Source organism: Mesorhizobium sp. P2_F7 (genome assembly GCF_056403695.1).
Window position 1 is genome coordinate 732,222 of sequence record NZ_JBFUFA010000003.1, and the last position, 18,852, is coordinate 751,073.

Genomic DNA, 18,852 nt, shown 5'->3' on the forward strand with positions numbered 1-18,852 from the left:
GGGTCGCATCAGCGGGTCGCATCAGCGACCCACCGCCCTTTTTTTCGTGGTTTTGGACGCCACGGATGGATGGCGCCCCATCACGTTCGCCACCGGACCTGTGCGTGCGCGGCGAAAAAGGCAGGGGCGTTTCTGAAAGACGCCGAACAGCGAAATCGCGATTGTCGCAACGACTGCCTCCGCAACGCCTGACGGCGGAGCCGACCACAGAATTTGCCACCGCTTCGCTGGCCCTCATATCGGTCATCGGTGCGTTCGATTGTCTGCCAAAGAAGAAGGAAGAGACCGTGCGCGAGATTATCAATGCCATCGCGATTGCCATCACTATAGGCTTGTCGGGAGCAACCGCTGCGGACGCTGCCGAAAGCCCCAAGCCCGCGCATACCGTGGCGCGCAACGTCGTGCTCGTGCACGGAGCGTGGGCGGACGGTTCGAGCTGGGCCGAGGTGATCCCACTCCTCCAGGCAGCCGGCCTGAGCGTAACCGCAGTGCAGAATCCACTGACGTCGCTGGCAGACTCGGTCGCGGAGACGCGCCGGGCGCTGGCACTGCAGGATGGGCCAACCGTGCTCGTGGCGCATTCATGGGGCGGCACCGTTATCAGCGAAGCGGGGACTGATCCCAAGGTCACATCGCTGGTCTATGTCGCTGCGCGCGCACCGGATGCCGGTGAGGATTTCGTCGCTCTCTCCGCAGAATTTCCTGCAGGACCCGTCCGGGCCGGCATCCTAGTGAATGATGGTTTCTCCAGATTGTCTGAAGAGTCATTCCTGAAATATTTCGCGAACGGTGTAGCGCCCAGGCAAGCGAAGATCTTGTATGCGGTTCAGGAACCCACCGCAGCGACGATCTTCGGCGGACGAACCAGCGAAGCTGCATGGCATTCCAAGCCATCGTTCTATGCGGTGTCGAAGCAGGACAAGACGATCAATCCTGACCTCGAACGATTTCTCGCGAAACGCATGCACGCGACAACGGTGGAGATAGATGCGGGTCACCTGTCGCTGGTTTCCCATCCTAAGGAGGTCGCTGACCTCATTCTGGCTGCAGCTGGCCGATGACAATTGACTTAAATCCGCCCCAGCGAAGCGTGCGGACGGGCCTGACGGCCTGGGCGGGCTGTTCCGGCGACCAGCCCGCTGCGCGCTGGACTGCGCCCCGCCATCGAGCCGTTCCAATCAACGTCGCCTGGAAGGTCGTCGGCTGACAGATGGGCATCGTCCGGTTCGCGCTTAGATTTCCCCACACGTTCTATGTGCTCGCTGCCCTGATTCTCTTTCTCGGCGCTGTTGCCAGTCGCGAGATGCGGTTGGACGTCTTTCCTGAAATCAACATTCCGGTAGTGACTGTAATCTGGAGCTATAGCGGCCTCAGCACGCCAGAGATGGAACAACGCGTAACCACGTACAGCCAGTATGCTATCAGCTCCAACGTCAATGGCATCAAAAACATCGAGGCACAGACCTTAGGAGGACTGTCGGTCCAGAAGATCTATTTTCAGCAGGATGTAAATCTCGATCTCGCGATCGCGCAGATCGTTTCGGCGACAAACGCCATTCGCGCCCTCCTGCCGCCGGGAATCCAGGCACCGCTCGTGGTGCAGTTCAACGCCTCGAGCGTGCCGGTCCTGCAGATCAGCCTGAGCTCCGACACCCTCAACGAACAGCAGCTCTACGACTACGGCATCTATCGGATCCGCCAGCAACTAGCCCCGATCCCAGGGGTTACTCTGCCAACACCCGCGGGCGGGAAATATCGCCAGATCATGGTCGACCTCGACCCGTCGAAGCTCCTGGCCAAGGGCCTCACGCCGCTCGACGTCGTCAGCGCGGTCAACGCCCAGAACCTGACCTTGCCGTCGGGCACCGCCAAGATTGGCAACACGCAGTATGTCGTGCGCACCAACGCCACGCCGGCAACCATTGACGAGCTCAACAATATTCCGGTCAAGGTCGTGAATGGCGCCACGGTGTTCGTCAAGGATGTCGGCCAGGTCCATGATGGATGGCTTGTTCAGCAGAACATCGTTCGCGAGAATGGCCGGCATTCGGTTCTGCTCAGTATCATCAAGAACGGCAATGCCTCGACGCTAGAGGTGGTCGATGCCGTTCGGGATGCCTTGAAGACGGCGCGTGCTGCGGCGCCTCCCGGCATGGAAATCAGAGAGCTCTTCGACCAGTCGGTGTTCGTTAAGCAATCGATCGCCGGCGTGTTGCGCGAGGGAGTGATCGCGGCCGCGCTCACCGCCCTGATGATCCTGCTGTTTCTCGGCTCGTGGCGATCGACGCTGGTCGTCATGATCTCGATCCCGCTTGCGATCCTGTCGTCGGTCGTGGCGCTGTATTTCCTGGGCGAAACGCTCAATACGATGACGCTGGGGGGCCTGGCGCTGGCGGTTGGCATCCTCGTCGACGATTCGACGGTGACGCTCGAGAACACCCATCGCCTGCTTACCGAGGAAAGACAGACGCTGCCGCAGGCTACGCTGCATGGCGCCGCCGGTATCGCCGTGCCGACCCTTGTGTCGACGCTGGCTATTAGCTGCGTGTTCACATCGGTGGTCTTTCTGGAAGGTCCGGCAAAATATCTGTTCACGCCGCTCGGTCTTGCCGTCGTGTTCGCGATGCTCGCATCCTATGGACTTTCGCGGACGCTCACCCCAATCACCATCGGGCTGCTGCTCAAAAGGGAGCACCATGGCGCCTCGACGGGCTGGTTCGGTAGGTTTCATGCCAGGTTCGAACGTGGTTTCGAGACCATGCGCCTGCACTATGCCGAGTTGCTGACCGTACTCCTCAGGCGTCGGTTCATCGTTCCCGTCATTGCAACCCTGGTGCTCGCGTTGGGCGCTGTGCTGACGACGCTCGTCGGTCGGGATTTCTTTCCCGCGATAGACGGCGGCCAGATCCAACTCCATGTACGGGCCCCCGCGGGAACCCGGATCGAGGAGACGGAGAAGATCTTCCAGGCTGTCGAGGACAAGATCCGCGAGATCGTTCCCGATCGCGACCTTCAGCTTGTCGTTGACAATATCGGCCTGCCGGCGCGTGCCTACAATTTGGCGTTCACGGATGGATCGACCATCGGCGTGAATGACGGTGTGATCCTGGTCGCATTGAAAGACGGCCACGCGCCGACTGCCGACTATGTGCGCAAGTTGCGCGCGGCGTTGTCCAGCGCCTTTCCAGACGTTCTGTTCTACTTCCAGTCGGCCGATATCGTCACGCAGATCCTCAATTTCGGGCTGCCGGCGCAGATCGACGTCCGTACCGTCGGCTATGACCGCGCTACCAATCTGCGGGTCGCGATGGAACTGCGGCGCCGGATCGCCGCCATTCCCGGTGTGGTCGACGCACACCTGCAGCAGGAAGTCGACGCGCCGGCGTTCTATGCCGATATCGATCGTACGCGGGCGGCGCAACTCGGACTCAACGCCAGCACGATCGCCAACAACATCAATGTGAGCCTGAGTTCCTCCGAGCAGGTGTCGCCGAACTTTTGGACCGACCCGACCACTGGCATTCCCTACTATCTCGCCGTTCAGACGCCCGAAAACAAGATCGCGTCACTGAATGATCTCGGCAACACGCCCGTTTCGTCAGCGATCAACACCGCCGGTGCACAGGTTCCCGGGCAGCTCAGCAACGTCGCAACGTTCAAGCGCGACAGTCTCCCGACCAACGCAAACCAGGCGAACGTGCAGCCGGTCTACGAAGTCTACGCAAGCGTTCAGGGTCGCGATCTGGGGAGTATTTCGCACCAGATCAGCGCGGTCGTTGCCGACCTGCAGAAACAGCTTTCGCCTGGAAACAGCATTCAAATCATAGGCCAGATCCAGAGCATGAACGATGCCTTCTCGGACCTCGGCATCGGCATCCTGTTCGCTGCCGTGTTCGTCTACTTGCTGATGGTCGTGAATTATCAGAACTTTGGCGACCCCTTCGTCGTCATCCTTGCATTGCCGGCGACCTTTTGCGGCATCGTCACTATGCTGTTCATCACGGGCACGACGCTCAACGTGCCTTCACTGATGGGAGCGATCATGGCGGTCGGGGTCGCTTCGGCCAATTCCATCTTGCTCGTGACCTTCGCCCGGGACCAGCAGTTGGCCGGCAAGTCAGCGTTCGACGCAGCGATGGAAGCTGGTCATACCCGGATCAGGCCCGTGCTCATGACCGCGGCCGCGATGATCGTCGGCATGGTCCCCATGGCGATTGGCGGAGCGGGCGAAGAGCAGAATGCCGCGCTGGCGCGCGCGGTCATCGGAGGACTGTTGTTTGCAACGCCCACGACGCTCCTTGTCGTGCCGTACCTGTTCGCGATGCTGCGCAGCGGACAAGACGGCAAGACGGCTCACGGCGTCTTCGACGAGGAAGTCGCATGAAACCGAGGGACGATCTGGATCAGCCCGACAACACGGTGATGGATGGCGCTACGGAGCGGCCGCGGCGCCGAGGCGGAGGCTGGCTGATTGGATTGGGCGCACTGACCCTGCTTACAGCGGGATTGGCCTATGGCGTCCAGGGGTACTATTCGCGCAACCGAGAGCTCGCGGCGGCCGCCGAACAGGCTCGTGACTTTATCCCGCAGGTGCGGGTTGCGGCGGTAAAGCCGAGCGACCACATCGTCCAAGTCAGTCTGCCCGCCACGACAACTGCCTACGACGTAGCTGACATCTTCGCTCGAGCCAGTGGCTATCTCGAGACTCGTGAGGTCGATATTGGGGACAAGGTCAAGAAGGGACAGTTGCTGGCCAAGATTGCCGTGCCGGAACTCGATGACCAGATTTTGCAGGCCCAGGCAACCCTGGGACAGCTGCAGGCGGCGCTGCAACAGGCACAAGCCAATCTCGATCTCGCCAAGGTGACGTGGCAAAGAGACAAACCCCTGGTGGAGCAGGGCTGGATCACCGGACAGCAGGGTACGATCGACGTCCAAAGCCTAAAGGCACAGGAGGCGGCTGTCGGCGTTGCCCAGGCCAATGTGAATGCGCAGCAGGACCAACTGCGCGTGCTCGACCAGCAACAGGCCTACCAGCAGGTCGTCGCTCCGTTCGACGGCATCATCACTCAACGGAACGTCGATATCGGCAGCCTGGTGCAGGCCGATATGACCAACAGCACTTTCCTGTTCGCCATCATGCAGGGGGATGTGATCCGTGCCCAAGTCTACGTCCCCCAGGACCAGGCCTTTGGACTGACCCCGGGGGTCAAGGCTGTCCTCCAGGTCCCCGAAATCCCCGGCCGAACCTTCCCGGGCACGGTGACGCGGATTGCCGATGCGCTGGCACCGGGCACGCGGACCTTGCTGACCGAAATCGACATTTCTAACCCTGACGGTGTCCTCACGCCCGGCACCTATTGCACGGTCGAACTCCAGATCCCGCGCAAGACGCCCAGCTTCTCCGTGTCGGCAGATGCGATCATCTTCAATGCAGACGGGTTGCAGGTTGCCGTGGTCGAGGACGGCGTTGCGCACATCCGAAAAATATCGGTGGCGCGTGATCTTGGAAAGGAGGTCGAGGTCCGTGACGGCGTCAAACAGGGCGACCTCGTGATCCTAAATCCGCCGGTCGAACTTGCCGAGGGCAGCAAGGTGCAGATCAGTCCTGCAGCTGGCGGAACACCCTAGTTCCGTTCAGCCTGGTTCAATTTCACTTCGCTCAGCATGAGAATCGAGGCCTTGGCGCGATACGCGGGATGAGCACATGAAGCATACTACTTTATACGCGCATGATACGTTGATATACTACGAATTACTTCTGATCGTTGCTAGATAGTCGATGCAGGCCGAGAACAGCAGAGGCGAGCCGAATATCGAAACCCGAAGCATCCCGAGCGCCTGTAGTCGGAATGCGGTTGACAAACAGCCGCCTTCCTCAACGAAAAGGAGAATTAATCATGCGTTCTATCCCCCTGAAGGCGGCGCTTGCCGCAATGATCGTTGCCATCCCGCTGACCGGGGCCTTTGCCGCCTCGTCGCACGGCGGCCACGACGGCGATCACGGCCGTAACGGTGAGCGTGGCAGCAGCGAATACGGCGACTTCTCGCAGAATGGATGGTTTGACGGCATCAACTCGTTCAAGGCCCACCCGACTGCGGGCAGGAACATCCTCCAGCAATTCATGGGTGAATGAGAAGGCCTTACCGTCTCGCCGCAGCCCCCGCCGTCTCTCACGAACGGCGGGGTCTGCAGCATGAAGTCCGCGCGCATGCCTCAGGCGCAGAGACAGCCGCCTAAAGGAAGCCCTGGCTACCTGGAGTATTCCTCAACCAGGCATGCTCGCTTTCTCATGCCGCCGACCGAGATCATGAACATGCGGCGGCGCCAACAAACCTTTCCACCTGGCGGTTCGTTCGCATCTGCCGGCATCGGCTTGACGCAACTGTTTTTGACCCAATCTTGCTTGGCCCAACCGTGCTTGGGACGACGAACCGGAAAATGCTGCCGTGCGGAAGATTAGGCGTGGCCCACAGCCTACCGCCGTGGGCCGTGACGATAGAGCGGCATATCCACAGTCCCAAACCCATGCCCTCGCACTTGGTCGTGAACAGTGGATCGAAAATGCGGTCGATAAGTGCCGGATCGAGCCCCATGCCCGTGTCCTCGACAGCGACCAGCACATTCCCATTGTTGTCGGGCCGGGTGCTGATCCGCAACTTTCGTTGCCGATCCTGCACGGTGCTCATCGCCTCGATGCCGTTCGCGACCAGGTTGGCGACGACCCGTCCCAATTGGCCATGATCGCCCCTGATCGGCTCCAGGTTCTCAGCGAGATCGACCTCGACCGCGATGCGGTGAAGGCGCAGATCGAGGCTGACGAGATTGAGCAGGTCCTTGATCAAGTCGTTGATGTCGAGGTTAGTCGCTGGGGGAGGGGATTTTCGGACCAGATTCCGAACACCTCTGACGGCATCGGCGGCGCGAAGAGTGTTGCCGATGATCCGTTCGATGGCCTGTTTCGCCTCATCGAGATTCATTGGATCTCTCGTCAGCCAAAGCAACGCGGTTTCCGCGTTGGTCAGAATAGCGGTAAGCGGTTGGTTCACTTCGTGCGCGATGCACACTGCGCGCTCACTTATTGTTGTCGATTGGGTGCCATACATGAGGTACGGGCTCCTACGGCAAGGGGGTGAGATTTGATCGTGGGCGGTACGGGCTGCAGAAGATCAATCAGCCTGACCTTGCGAATCGGTGTGACGAGACTATTCCTCTGCCGGTAGGAAATCTTCGGAGTGTTTGGTGCGATGAAGCCATGCGAATGTCCCACATCATGCCCCCTCCGGCGTGCCGATTGCCTGGAATTTTCATGCCGTGGATTATCCGCCCTATGAGCTGTGATGCGAGTTTAGCGTTGCAAATAGCTGTAAATATTCGCGTCCAAGACAGACAGTGAATAAGCCCTTGCGTGGAGGATCGCGCCAAATGCCTAGCGGTAGGCGTGAAAGAGCCATGGGATTGAAGGCTAACCGCGACTGGTTTGCCGAGCTCAGCTGGTCGAACTCAGCTCTTCGAGAAGTCGGCGCGCGCTAACGAGGTCTCGCGTTCCAAATCCTTCTGTAAATCGCCGATAGATGTCTTCGAGCATGGAGCGGGCGTCCTTGTCCCGGCCGTGCTCACCCCACATGCGCGCCAGGGGGATTGCGGCTCTCAGCTGCCAGCTCAAGGCCGATTGCTTGTGGGCGCAATCGATTGAGCGAAGCAGTGCACGCTCAGCCGCTGGAAGGTCAGGTCGCGGCCGCCTCAGCAGGATTTCGCCTTGGGCCCGCAGCAAGTCGGGCAACCACAATATCTCGCCGACCTGCTCGGCACGTGCCACAGCCCCGCCTATTGTTGCCAAAGCTTCGTCCGACCGTCCGGAAAGGGCCAGTCCTTCGGCCAAGGCACGCCGCGTCGGCAGTGTCACGATGCGGTACTGATCGGCATCCATCGCCTTCAGCGCCGCCCGCAAGGTCTCGACGCCGGACGACGCTTCGCCGCGCGCGACCATAAGTTCACCTTTCAGGGCGAGGCCGACTGCGTGATAGGGCGCAAGCGAGTATTTGGTAGCCTGCTCGATTACGATTTCAGTATACTCCTGCGCTGCTCTAACGTCGCCGCTCCACTGGAAAACAGGGACGAGATAGATGAGAGCAATGCAACTTGAGACTGGGTGATCGTGGCTCTGCGCCGTTTGGATTCCCTGACGTGCGACTTTGCAACCCTGATCCGCGAAGCCGCACAGCCACAAGGACCTGGCGAGCGTCGCGAGCCCCGAGACATGGTGGTCGTGGCCAAAGAAGCTCACCCTCCCCAGCCTGAAATCCGACGCCAGCTTCGAGCCGTCCTTGCAGTGCCGTAGCGCTGCCGCCTGATTGCCGTTCAGGTGATATGATCCACCCAACATCCATTCCGTCATTGCGTTTTCGATCGGGCCTCCGCTGGCCTTGGCAACGGCAGCGTTCCGTTTGGCGGCCGTCAACGCGCCACTGAAGTCGCCCTGACGCATGAGAAAAATGTAGAGTCCAGAAAGCAGCTGGAGTTGATGCCTTCCATCCTGCAAAATCTCGGAGAGTTCTAGGCCGCGCTCGATCCCGGCCCTGACTTCGAGGCTGTTGCCACGGGAGTACATGGATGACATCGCCAGTCCCCCCTGGAGTTCCAGTTCCCAACGTGTCCCGTGATCCGCTTCCCGCAACGCGCACAAGGCTCGCCGGCACCATTGCTGACACTCATCCAGCAGTGAAAGACCCAGAAACAGCGGGGCTGCAAGGGCAGCCAGTTCAATGGCGAGCGACCGGTCACCCGAGCTGGAATAGCTCCAGGCGAGAGCTTTGCGAACGTTATCAATGTGGGGAGCATGAACGGCAATGCTGTGGCCATCAAAAGCCGAGCCTTTGGCCATGCCCTGCCTGAGAAGGTCGGTGAAGAAGCCTGCGTGACGTCGTTCGGCAGCTACCGCTTGCCCGTCTTCGGCGAGCTTGGCCGCAGCATAAGCGCGTGTCGTATCCAGTAATCGGTACTGAGTAAGTCCGCTCGTCGGCACGACCCGCACGAGTGATTTGTCGACCAGGTTGGCGATCGCGGAGGACACCGCCTGTGACTCACCCCCGGCGACCGCATGCGCCGCCGCCAGCGTGAAACTGCCAACGAACACGGACAGCCTGCAGAAAACTTCCTGCTCGTCCGTCGGCAACAGCCTAAAACTCCAGTCGAGCATGGCTTGCAACGTTTGATGCCGAGGCAATGCACTACGCCGCCCTGGCAGGAGCAGCCCAGCTCCGCTGTCCAAGAGCCCGGCAGTTCCTCGAATGCCGTGGGTACCCACACGGCTGGCGACAAGCTCTATTGCCAAAGCGATCCCGTCTAGCCGACGGCAGATACTCCCAACAATTGGAGCATCGGTGTCGGTGAGTTGGGCATGGTGCCCGCTCGCTGCCGCCCGCTCCATGAAGAGCTGTACCGCGGGCGAGGCGAGCGCTTGAACAGCAGATGGCGTTTCGTCAGGCGGACTGTGGAGAGGCATCAGCACCTGCACATGCTCGCCCTCAACACGCAACGCCTCGCGACTGGTCGCCAAAATGTGCAAAGATGGCGCCGCGTGAATGAGGCGTGCGCAGAGCTGCGCGGCCGTCTCGATCACATGCTCGCAATTGTCGAAAACGACGAGAATCCGCTTGTCAGCCAGGAAGGCTCGTATGTACGGCTCGTGATCCGGGCCTTGGACAAAGCAACCGAGTGCCGCGGCGATGGCACTCGGAACGTCTGCCGGGTTGGTGAGTGAACCAAGGTCGACAAAGCAAACCGCATCGTCGCCGAATTCCTGACGCAGCGCATTAGCGACCGCCACGGCGACGCTCGTCTTGCCTATTCCACCTGGTCCGACCACACTAACGAAGCGCCGCGACAAGAGCAGCGAGGACAGTGTGGCGACGGTCTCGGTGCGGCCGACCAGCAGCTGCAACGGTGTGGGGAAATTCCGGGATCGCGCGGGGCTTGCAGGAGCAATCGGGGCAGTGCCGCCCGCGCCGGAGTGCCGGACCGGTGCAACGAAGGTGTAGCCCCGGCCGGGAACATTGACGATGTATCGGACGCCATCCTTGCCGTCCCCCAGCGCTTTGCGAAGGGCGGCGATGTGTACGCGAAGATTGGCTTCCTCGACGAAGACACCCGGCCAAACGAGATCGATCAGTTCTCGCCCGCTCACGACCTCGCCCGGCCGGCCGGTCAAGGCAATCAGAACGTCGAGAGCGCGGCCGCCGATGGTGACAGGTTTGCCATCCCGCATGAGCACCCGCGCTGGCCTCATCAAGCGAAAGGGGCCGAAAGACAGGGTTTCACCGGTCTCTGTTTGGCCACCACGTGTGACGACACCCGGCCCGGTTCCTGGCACTCTGATGCTCAAAGATCCTGTCGGCATTGTCTGCATGTCTTCACGACCTCTAGCGTGTCAAGGCTCGCCATGCGGGCTCATGTCGAGCGGCGTCCGAAGGAGGTAGCGAATGAGAGTGTATGTCTTTCCTCCCGGCCATCTCGGCCCGCAACGTTTCAATGGTGAAAGATTTGTCACAGCAGGCGTCATGGATCAGCTCCTCGCGCCGCGAGACGAGCACGCGAAGGGGTGCGCCATGGTGATCGCCCGACCAGTCGCCGAGATATTTCACCATGCCGACGGCATCTCTGGTGATGCCGTTAGGCCCGACCGCTTCTTGCAGGCCGATGAGAACGTCTGGCGAAAGGGTATGCATGGTCATCAGCGGCCGTAAATGATGTCTGGCTATAGGGTGATATATATCATCCTACAACTATATTAGAGTCGACGAACCTGTGTCCAATCGGCGAATAATCCAGGGCGACCGCCTCGGCAACGTCCCGGCTCCTGCGACGGCGCCTCCGCATGGATACTACCGCCCCGGGCGATGCCGACGACCGGGGCGAGACCCGGTCTCGCGGCTACCAGCGGACGTCTAGTATAGCCCTTGTCGCGATAGGACGGCCGAAGGATCTCAAGAGCGTTGCGCTGCGCTGCGGTGTCGAACCGCGCGAGGCCTTCGAGAGTGTTTTCGGTGATCTGCGTTGTGTTCATGGATTTTCTCGTCGGTCACTGGCTCGAATGCCAATTCCTCTGCTCTCCTGACGGTATTTAGGCGACAACGTTCCAGCCCCGCCCTTGATCGCCGAATGCTTCGTATCCGTCCGGCATCACCGCAATCGTGTCTTCCAGCTTGATGAAGCCGCGTCTGGGGTGGAGCAAGGTTGTCTCGATGGAGATGACCATACCTGTTTCCAGCGGCAGCAACGCATCCGTCGCCTCGTAGGGGACCGGCCCGGTGCTGGTGAGGCGCGGCGCCTCGTGCGTGATGAGACCCATGCCGTGGGCGCAGAAGCGGAGATGCTTGCTGTTGGGCGAATTCTTCAACTCGCTATCGACCGCATCGTAGATTGCCTTGCCGATCGTGCCCGGCGCGACGACGGAGCGAGCCTTTTGCTGGATCGCTTCGATCTCGCCGAGCAGGTCGACTAGTTCGGCGTCCGGATCGCCAAGCACCGCCATGCGCGCGACATCGCCGATGTAGCCGCAGAAATTGCCTCCCGAATCCAGCGACAAAGGTTCGCCCCTGCGCCAAGACTGTGGTGATGGGGACCGGTTCAGCGACGATCCCATGGCTATCAGGCAATATTCGAAATTCAGCCCGCGCGAGACCTCGGCCTCCTTGATAAGCTGAGTGATTTCGTTCTTGCTGGAACCCTCGCGCAGTTGGGGCAGGACAGACAGCATGGCGTCCACCACCTTGCTAGAGGCAACTCTGAGATCGGCGAGTTCAGAGTTGCTCTTACGGGCGCGCAGCCGCTCAAGGATGAGCAGGGCATCGACAATCGTGGCGCCAGGCAACTGTTCCTGAAGCGCGGTGAAGCCGGAGCCGGGCATGAAGGAGGTCTCGACCCCTATGCGCGCCGCGGGCAGGCCGCTGTTATTGATATGGGCCGCCGCAAGCGCGACGGCATCGTTCACGCCCCAGGCCTTGAGCTTCAACTCACCAGGCCAGAAAGGGCTGATTTCGTTTACGTAGTTCTCCATCTCGTTGCCGACATACGCCGTCGTCTCTGGATGACCCTTGAAGTAAGCGACGATCGGCAGATACCGATCGGTTCCGATGGCATCCATATAGTCGAAGAAGAAGAAGCGGTGTCCGCCCAGCAGGTACTGCACGGCGTGCTTCGATGTCGCCAGGAGCACGTCGATGCCCGCCTCATCCATCAGCCGATCCAGGAGATCGGTGTCGAAAGGAATGGCGGCAACCGCTTGGAGGACGTCTGCCTTAGCGTTCGTTGACATGCAGTCGACTTCTCAGCTCAACAGACCCAACGGGTAACTTATTGCACGAGTGTCGCCTGTCGACAACCATGCAATAGTTTTTTGTTCTCGGCACAAACAGACCGATGCATGTGCATGCGGCGAATCTATCAGACATCTGACCACGTAATTAACTGCATGATTTAAAAGGATATTTTTTTCCGCACTGGCATCCGCACCTCGAAACGGTGAAGTCAGTCGGCTGTCGACAGGTTTTGACCGATATGGTAATTTGTTAGGTGGCGTGTGTGATTTCGCTCAATTCCGCCGGTTCGCCAGGATCCCAAGCCCGGCACGCGAGAAAACGGTCGGACCGGCTATCAAAGTGCGCTAGACATCTAGAGGGCGGGCTCACAGCGAAAACTTCGCGGCGACTACGGGTTTATGAGAATGAAAACTGGCAACAGTCCGCGATTGATGAACGAGAACTCGATCCAGCGCATAGAGCGTCCCGAGCTGATATCGGAACAGACCTATGAGAATATCCGGCAGCTTATCATCAATTGCCAGCTCCAGCCTGGACTCCCCTTTGTCGAGGCGGACATCGCGCGCCGGCTGGGTATCAGCCGTTCGCCGCTGCGCGAGGCCGTCAGGCGGCTTGAAGAGGAGGGTTTCATCGAGACCGTGGAAGGGCGTCGACGGGTGGCGCCGATTACAGCCGGCAAGGTCCTGCAGCTCTATGAATTGCGCTGCGTTCTCGAGAAGCATGCGGCGGATAAGTCCGAAGGGTTGATCTCGCGCATGGAGGTCGAACGGGTGACTTCCAGATTCGACTATATCGCGGCACAGCTGGACGAGAACAACGTGCAGCCGTTCAACGACGCCGACTTCGAATTTCACCAACTGTTCATCGGTCGCTGCGGCAACCCGCTGATGATCGCGCAACTGTCCAGGCTCGAAACGCAGTTGCGACGGGTGATGAATTTCTTTGGCCGGCGGGTCGGCCATACCAAGCTGGCATTCCAGGAACATCTGGAAATCGTAGAGACGATAAGGTCTCCGCGGCCGGGCGCGCTTGGCAAAGCCGTCGAGCATCACATTCTGGCGGTGGGCAGGCGTGTATCGGAGTTTGTCAGGGAGAAGGAGGACGGCGGGATCGGCGGCGACAGCGAGTGATTCAGCATCGCGATCTCACCACGTTGATCCCACAAAGCACGAAGCCTCCCCCGCAAGGCGGGGCTGCGTCATGTTCGGGTCTGCCGGCGCCAGACCGCTCGTCAGACGTGCCAGCTAAGCCTTGGCAGTCGTCTTGCGCGGCTTCTTCACCGGCGACTTGATTGCAGCAGCAGTGGTTCTCGCTGCCGCCGCACGCACGGCCGGTTTGCGTTCTTCTGCCGCGGCAGACGTGTGCGGCGTTTTGCGCCCGAGTCCAATTGATTTCGCCAGGGCCGACCGGGTCGCCGCATAGTTAGGCGCGACCATCGGATAGTCCGCTGGCAGGTTCCACTTCTGCCGGTATTGGTCGGGGCTCAGGTTAAAGTGCTGAAGATGCCGCTTGAGCGATTTGAATTTCTTTCCGTCTTCCAGACAGATGATGAAGTCGGGCGTTACCGATTTCTTGATCGAAACTGCCGGCTCCTGTTTTACCACAAGTTCTACCGCCGGCGTGCCGATGCCATTCAGGGCGGCATGGATGTCGCCGATTAGTTTCGGCAACTCGCCAACCGGTACTGGATTGTTCGATACATAGGCCGCGACAATGTCAGCCGTTATCGACACGGTATCCAGTTTGTTGCCTTGCTCGAGAGCAGTGGTCATATGATTTCCCTTTTTGTATCGGATGAATTGAGCGACGTTTGATTTTTGTGTTTTGCCCACGACGCAAATAGTACGTTTCTTCGTAAAATCCATGCCTCGTGCGCAACATGACTAAGTTTCGCTTCTGTCCTCCGGCTGGGATGCTTTTGCCGATCTCACCTAAAGCGAGGAGCTTCCTTCACTTTTCCGCCCGTCCCAGCTGTGCACAGCAGTGCCGCTGGCTCGCACCCTCGCTATAGAGTTTCTATCAACGCACGGTGCATGATCGCAACCTGGGGGCGGGAAGGTTTCGAGGGGAACACGATCTGGCGTTTCAAGTTTGCTCATAGGGCAGCGCCTGCTTTGACGAGCTTCGCCAACTCAAGCCTTGCGCCCTTCATCATCAGGATCAAAGCCTCGGCGAGGGAGGATTGTCGGGAGCGACGAAGATCGCGAAACCCTCCTGCGCAAGCGCTTGACTGCTGCGTCGGCGCTTACGCACCGGCGGAAGTCTGCTGTTCGGGCTTCGTGCCGGCCGCTGCTCGCTCCAACTGTGGCTAAGTTCGCCGTCCCATCCGCTCTTCACGCCGTTCAGCATCGAACGCCTGCCGACCCTTCGCAGTCCATAATCGTTGTGCTTGCTCGCCTTCATGGCTTTGCAGCCTGGCGGCGATCCAGAGCATCGCGCCGTAGATGATGGTGCGATCGTCATTGGTGAGCTCGACAATGCCTGCCTTGACGACGAGACCGCCAAGTTCGATGAGTTGCCGTGTGCGCTTGCGACGCTCGACCTGCCACGTGTTCATGTCATTACGAGCCAGAGCCGCCTGCCGGCGATTGCGGGCTGCCCGGTTGTGCTTGAGTGCTGCGCGGGTTGCGCTGAGATGCCGGAGCAGTTCGCCGGGACCGGCTCTCGAAAAACATCACTCCACGCTTGGCCCATGCCTCACGCTTTGCCGTGTCTTTCGTCTCAGCGAGTGCGACCAGTGCGCCGGCCAGTTCTTCGGTGCTGAGCTGATCGGCGCCGGTGGCGATCACCAGCTCGCCAAGCTGCTGTACCTTTCGCGTCTTGAGTTCTCGCGCCTTGTCTTCCAGTGCCTTCAGTTCGCCGTCGAAGTCCCGTGGTTTGCGCATGGCTGTCTCCATTGATTGTCGATCTCTGGATGATAGTTGAGCGCACCCCGGAAGGCTCCAGGGTTGCCGAGACTGCCCGGGACGGGCTGGTCCATCCCGAGATTTTTTCGAGGGAGGGCGCGCTTATACGTCGTGCCGACGTTCGCTTTGACGTGCAAATGATCTGATCGCGATGGCGATCTATCATCTTCACGTCAAGGTCATTGGCCGCAAGGCAGGCTCGAGTGCTGTGGCATCCGCCGCCTACCGCTCGGCCTCGCGGTTACGCGACGAGCGCATCGAACGCACGCATGACTTCTCGGCCAAGCGGGGCGTTGTCCATTCCGAGGTGATGCTGCCTGAGGATGCACCGGAGGCCTGGCGCGACCGCGAACAGCTATGGAACGATGTCGAGGCGTTCGAGGTCCGCAAGGATGCGCAGCTTGCCCGCGAGGTCGAGTTTGCGCTGCCGCGTGAACTCAGCCAGGCGCAAGGCATCGAACTGGCGCGCGACTTTGTGCAGGCGGAGTTCGTCAGCAAGGGCATGGTCGCCGATCTCAATGTGCATTGGGACAGGGCGGAGGATGGCAGTCCCAAGCCGCATGCTCATGTCATGCTCACCATGCGGTCGGTCGATGAGAACGGTTTCGGTGCCAAGGTTCGCGACTGGAACCGCACCGAACTGGTCGAGCGCTGGCGCGAGCGGTGGGCGGAGCTGGCCAATGAACGCCTGGCCGAACTCGACATCGACGCCCGCATCGATCATCGCAGTCTGGAGGCGCAGGGTATTGTCCTGGAGCCGCAGACCCAGATTGGTGCTCCGGCTCAACGCATCGAGGGCAGTGGCGTTGCTGCCGGTGACATTGAAGCAGATCGTGCCGAACTGCATCGTGAGATCGCGCGCGACAATGGTGCGCGCATCATTGCCGATCCATCCGTGGCCCTCGATGCCATCACGCATCAGCAATCGACCTTCACCCGAAAAGACATTGCAAAATTCTCGCATCGGCACAGCGACGGGATGGAGCAGTTCAACGCGGTCATGGCGACCATCAGCAGCGCACCCGATCTGGTCGAACTCGGCAAGGACAGGCGCGGCGAAGACCGTTTCACCACAAGGCAGATGATCGAGATCGAACAGCGCCTTCAACACGCTGCGGAGCGTATGGATTTGGACGAGCGCCACGCGATGAGTGACGCACATCGCGAGGCAGCACTGGCGCGGGCTGCGCAACGCGGACTCGTCCTGTCAGGCGAACAGTCCGATGCGCTTGCGCACATCACCGATGGTCGTGGTCTTGGTGTCGTTGTCGGCTTTGCCGGAACGGGCAAGAGCGCCATGCTGGGCGTTGCGCGCCAGGCATGGGCAGCGGCGGGCTACGAGGTTCGAGGCGCCGCGCTCTCCGGCATTGCCGCCGAGACTCTGGAAGGCGGATCAGGCATCGCGTCACGCACCATCGCCAGTATGGAGCACAGTTGGGGACAGGGTAGGGACCTACTCACCACGCGCGATGTCCTGGTGATCGACGAGGCCGGCATGGTCGGCACGCGCCAGTTGGAGCGCGTGCTTTCCCATGCGGCCAACGTTGGCGCAAAGGTCGTGCTTGTCGGTGATCCGCAGCAGTTGCAGGCGATCGAAGCGGGTGCTGCATTCCGTTCGATCCACGAGCGTCATGGCGGCGTCGAGATCGGTCAGGTGCGTCGGCAGCGCGAGGACTGGCAGCGCGATGCCACGCGCGATCTGGCAACCGGCAGGATCGGCGCCGCGATCAACGCCTACGACGCGCAAGGCATGGTGCATCAGGCTGCAACGCGCGACGAAGCGCGAGGTGAACTCGTCGAGCGCTGGGATCGCGACAGGCAGGCGCATCCAGAGACAAGCCGGATCATCCTCACCCACACAAACGACGAGGTACGTGCACTCAACAACGCTGCACGCGAGCGGCTGCGCGCTGCCGGCGATCTCGGCGACGAAGTGCAAGTGATTGTCGAACGCGGCCCAAGAAACTTCGCCAGCGGCGACCGCATCATGTTCCTGCGCAATGAGCGCGGACTTGGCGTCAAGAACGGCACGCTTGGCGTGATCGAAGAGCTCAGCACACAGAGCATGACGGTTCAAACCAACGACAGCAGATCTGTGCGTTTTGACCTGAAAGACTACGCGCACATCGACCACGGCTATGCCGCGACTATTCACAAGGCGCAGGGCATGACCGTCGACCGGACCCATGTGCTCGCCACGCCGGGTATGGATGCACATGGCAGCTACGTGGCACTTTCGCGGCATCGAGACGGGATGGACCTGCATTACGGCGGAGAGGACTTCGCGACCCGCGAACGGCTCGTCCGGACGCTGTCACGCGACCGCGCCAAGGACATGGCGTCGGATTACGATCATCTCGACCCGGCGCAGAGCTATGCCGAGCGGCGCGGGATCACCTTCCGACAGCGTGTGGTCGAGATCGTGCGCCGGATCGTTCCGGAGACGCTGCGCGACAGGATCGGCGGATTGCTGGACGGGTTGCGCTCGCCCGGAGACAGCGAGCCCATGCAGGAACGTGGACCTGGGCCGGGAAGGGAGAGTGTTGGTGTGCGGATCGGAGATGCAGGCCCTACGCCCGGCAGAGAAAATGTCGCCCCTGGAGTGTCGCGCGACACGACTGTGCCGGTGGACGCGCAAGCGGCGTTGCGTAGTGCTCGCACGAAGGCGCTTGTGCGTCACGCGCGCGCTATCGACGCGATGTCGCACAACGCAAATGCGGACGGGCAAGGCAGTCCCGAGCAGATGGGCGAATTGATGGATGCCCGCAACGCTTTCGAGAAGGTGCGGCCGTATGGCTGGCGCGATGCCGAAGCGGCTTATGTGAAAAATCCCGAACTTGTCCGCGAGGCGGGGGCCGGCCGCGTCAGCCACATCGTGCTTGCTCTCCGGCTTGAAACGGAAATTCGCACCGGACTGGACAACGATCTGGGCGGCCGGGCCGACCGGTTCGTGGAACGCTGGCAGAAGCTCCACCTGACAAGCGAGCTGCAATACCAGGCCGGCGACATGTCAGGCTACAAGTCAACGCGGTCGGCCATGTCCGATATGGCCAAGAGCCTCGAACGCGATCCGCAACTGGAAGCGATGCTCGCCAATCACAAAAAGGCGCTTGGCATCCAGATCGAATCCGGCCGGCGCCTGGGTGTGGAACTCGGGTTCAACCACGGCATTGGCAGGGGGCGTGGCATAGGTATCTAAACCCTCCGATTCGCCGCCGTTCCCACGCCCCAGATCGACGCGATGACAAATCTGATTGCGCGGCGACCTTGGGTTGTCCTGTCTGGTTCCAGCAGGTGTCAAATGCTCTCAGCGAAAGACAAGTCAGCCATGCCTGAACTGGATCGTATCATTCGCCTTAAGACCGTCCTCGCGAGGACCGGCTTGTCCCGCTCGACGATGTACCGAAAAATCGGCGAAGGCACGTTCCCGGCCCAGGTCAAGATCAGCTTAAACGGTGCGGGATGGAGGGAGTCGGAGATCAATCGGTGGGTCGCCGATCCTGTCGTATGGCACACCAATGAATCAAGAAAAAACAGCGACTAGACTAGTGGCGGTGGAGTGGCAGGTTGCGCCCATCGTTGAACAGTCCTCTGTGATGCAAGTTCAACGACTGGGAAGAGGCCG

Annotated in this window: 14 protein-coding genes and 1 pseudogene; 9 read left to right on the plus strand and 6 right to left on the minus strand. The window is 60.5% G+C overall.

Features of this window, described 5'->3' with window-relative positions; translation table 11 throughout:
- Window positions 1-332 precede the first annotated feature (332 nt).
- The 4 genes from AC1DZ8_RS13300 (at window position 333) to AC1DZ8_RS13315 (ending at window position 6,137) form a co-directional block, all read left to right on the plus strand.
- Window positions 333-1,061 carry an alpha/beta fold hydrolase gene (locus AC1DZ8_RS13300; protein ID WP_477304856.1) on the plus strand — a complete coding sequence of 243 codons (729 nt, stop codon included), beginning with the start codon at window positions 333-335 and terminating at the stop codon, window positions 1,059-1,061.
- A gap of 149 nt (window positions 1,062-1,210) precedes the next feature.
- Window positions 1,211-4,384 (plus strand): efflux RND transporter permease subunit, encoded by a 3,174-nt coding sequence (locus AC1DZ8_RS13305; RefSeq protein ID WP_477304825.1) that lies wholly within the window; start codon window positions 1,211-1,213, stop codon window positions 4,382-4,384.
- Window positions 4,381-5,631: an efflux RND transporter periplasmic adaptor subunit gene (locus AC1DZ8_RS13310; protein WP_477304823.1), complete on the plus strand. Its 1,251-nt coding sequence runs from the start codon at window positions 4,381-4,383 to the stop codon at window positions 5,629-5,631. The genes AC1DZ8_RS13305 and AC1DZ8_RS13310 overlap by 4 nt, the downstream gene beginning before the upstream one ends.
- Before the next feature lie 269 nt (window positions 5,632-5,900).
- Window positions 5,901-6,137: a hypothetical protein gene (locus AC1DZ8_RS13315; RefSeq protein WP_477304821.1), complete on the plus strand. Its 237-nt coding sequence runs from the start codon at window positions 5,901-5,903 to the stop codon at window positions 6,135-6,137.
- A 172-nt stretch (window positions 6,138-6,309) separates the two neighbouring features.
- Here AC1DZ8_RS13315 and AC1DZ8_RS13320 read toward each other — a convergent pair whose 3' ends face one another.
- Entirely contained in the window at window positions 6,310-7,107 is a 798-nt protein-coding gene (locus tag AC1DZ8_RS13320; protein WP_477304819.1) for a sensor histidine kinase, read from the minus strand.
- Between the two features lie 383 nt (window positions 7,108-7,490).
- Window positions 7,491-10,268, minus strand: coding sequence for an ATP-binding protein (locus tag AC1DZ8_RS13325; protein ID WP_477401006.1), 2,778 nt, complete (start codon window positions 10,266-10,268; stop codon window positions 7,491-7,493).
- Window positions 10,269-10,482: 214 nt separating this feature from the next.
- Between AC1DZ8_RS13325 and AC1DZ8_RS13330 the strand changes: the two genes are divergently transcribed.
- Window positions 10,483-10,746 (plus strand): hypothetical protein, encoded by a 264-nt coding sequence (locus tag AC1DZ8_RS13330; RefSeq protein ID WP_477304815.1) that lies wholly within the window; start codon window positions 10,483-10,485, stop codon window positions 10,744-10,746.
- Between the two features lie 377 nt (window positions 10,747-11,123).
- On the opposite strand, the gene AC1DZ8_RS13335 is transcribed toward AC1DZ8_RS13330, so the two are convergent.
- Window positions 11,124-12,317 (minus strand): M24 family metallopeptidase, encoded by a 1,194-nt coding sequence (locus tag AC1DZ8_RS13335; RefSeq protein WP_477304813.1) that lies wholly within the window; start codon window positions 12,315-12,317, stop codon window positions 11,124-11,126.
- Between the two features lie 408 nt (window positions 12,318-12,725).
- Between AC1DZ8_RS13335 and AC1DZ8_RS13340 the strand changes: the two genes are divergently transcribed.
- Window positions 12,726-13,451: a GntR family transcriptional regulator gene (locus AC1DZ8_RS13340; protein WP_162707815.1), complete on the plus strand. Its 726-nt coding sequence runs from the start codon at window positions 12,726-12,728 to the stop codon at window positions 13,449-13,451.
- Between the two features lie 114 nt (window positions 13,452-13,565).
- On the opposite strand, the gene AC1DZ8_RS13345 is transcribed toward AC1DZ8_RS13340, so the two are convergent.
- Window positions 13,566-14,093 (minus strand): Ros/MucR family transcriptional regulator, encoded by a 528-nt coding sequence (locus AC1DZ8_RS13345; protein ID WP_477304810.1) that lies wholly within the window; start codon window positions 14,091-14,093, stop codon window positions 13,566-13,568.
- Window positions 14,094-14,366: 273 nt separating this feature from the next.
- Between AC1DZ8_RS13345 and AC1DZ8_RS13350 the strand changes: the two are divergent.
- Window positions 14,367-14,547: pseudogene (locus AC1DZ8_RS13350) on the plus strand (DUF932 domain-containing protein); the annotation flags it as partial.
- A gap of 82 nt (window positions 14,548-14,629) precedes the next feature.
- Here the strand turns inward: AC1DZ8_RS13350 and AC1DZ8_RS13355 are convergent.
- Both AC1DZ8_RS13355 and AC1DZ8_RS13360 read right to left on the minus strand, forming a co-directional pair.
- Window positions 14,630-14,878, minus strand: a complete 249-nt coding sequence (locus AC1DZ8_RS13355) for a conjugal transfer protein TraD (protein ID WP_477304808.1) — start codon at window positions 14,876-14,878, stop codon at window positions 14,630-14,632.
- A 4-nt stretch (window positions 14,879-14,882) separates the two neighbouring features.
- The gene (locus AC1DZ8_RS13360; protein WP_477304806.1) at window positions 14,883-15,206 is read right to left on the minus strand and encodes a conjugal transfer protein TraD; all 324 of its coding nucleotides are present in this window, start codon (window positions 15,204-15,206) and stop codon (window positions 14,883-14,885) included.
- 172 nt (window positions 15,207-15,378) lie between these two features.
- On the opposite strand from AC1DZ8_RS13360, the gene traA reads away from it, so the two are divergent.
- Together traA and AC1DZ8_RS13370 are read left to right on the plus strand one after the other, a co-directional pair.
- Window positions 15,379-18,426, plus strand: coding sequence for a Ti-type conjugative transfer relaxase TraA (gene traA / locus AC1DZ8_RS13365; RefSeq protein WP_477401009.1), 3,048 nt, complete (start codon window positions 15,379-15,381; stop codon window positions 18,424-18,426).
- A 129-nt stretch (window positions 18,427-18,555) separates the two neighbouring features.
- Window positions 18,556-18,771 carry a helix-turn-helix transcriptional regulator gene (locus tag AC1DZ8_RS13370; RefSeq protein ID WP_477304803.1) on the plus strand — a complete coding sequence of 72 codons (216 nt, stop codon included), beginning with the start codon at window positions 18,556-18,558 and terminating at the stop codon, window positions 18,769-18,771.
- Window positions 18,772-18,852 lie beyond the last annotated feature (81 nt).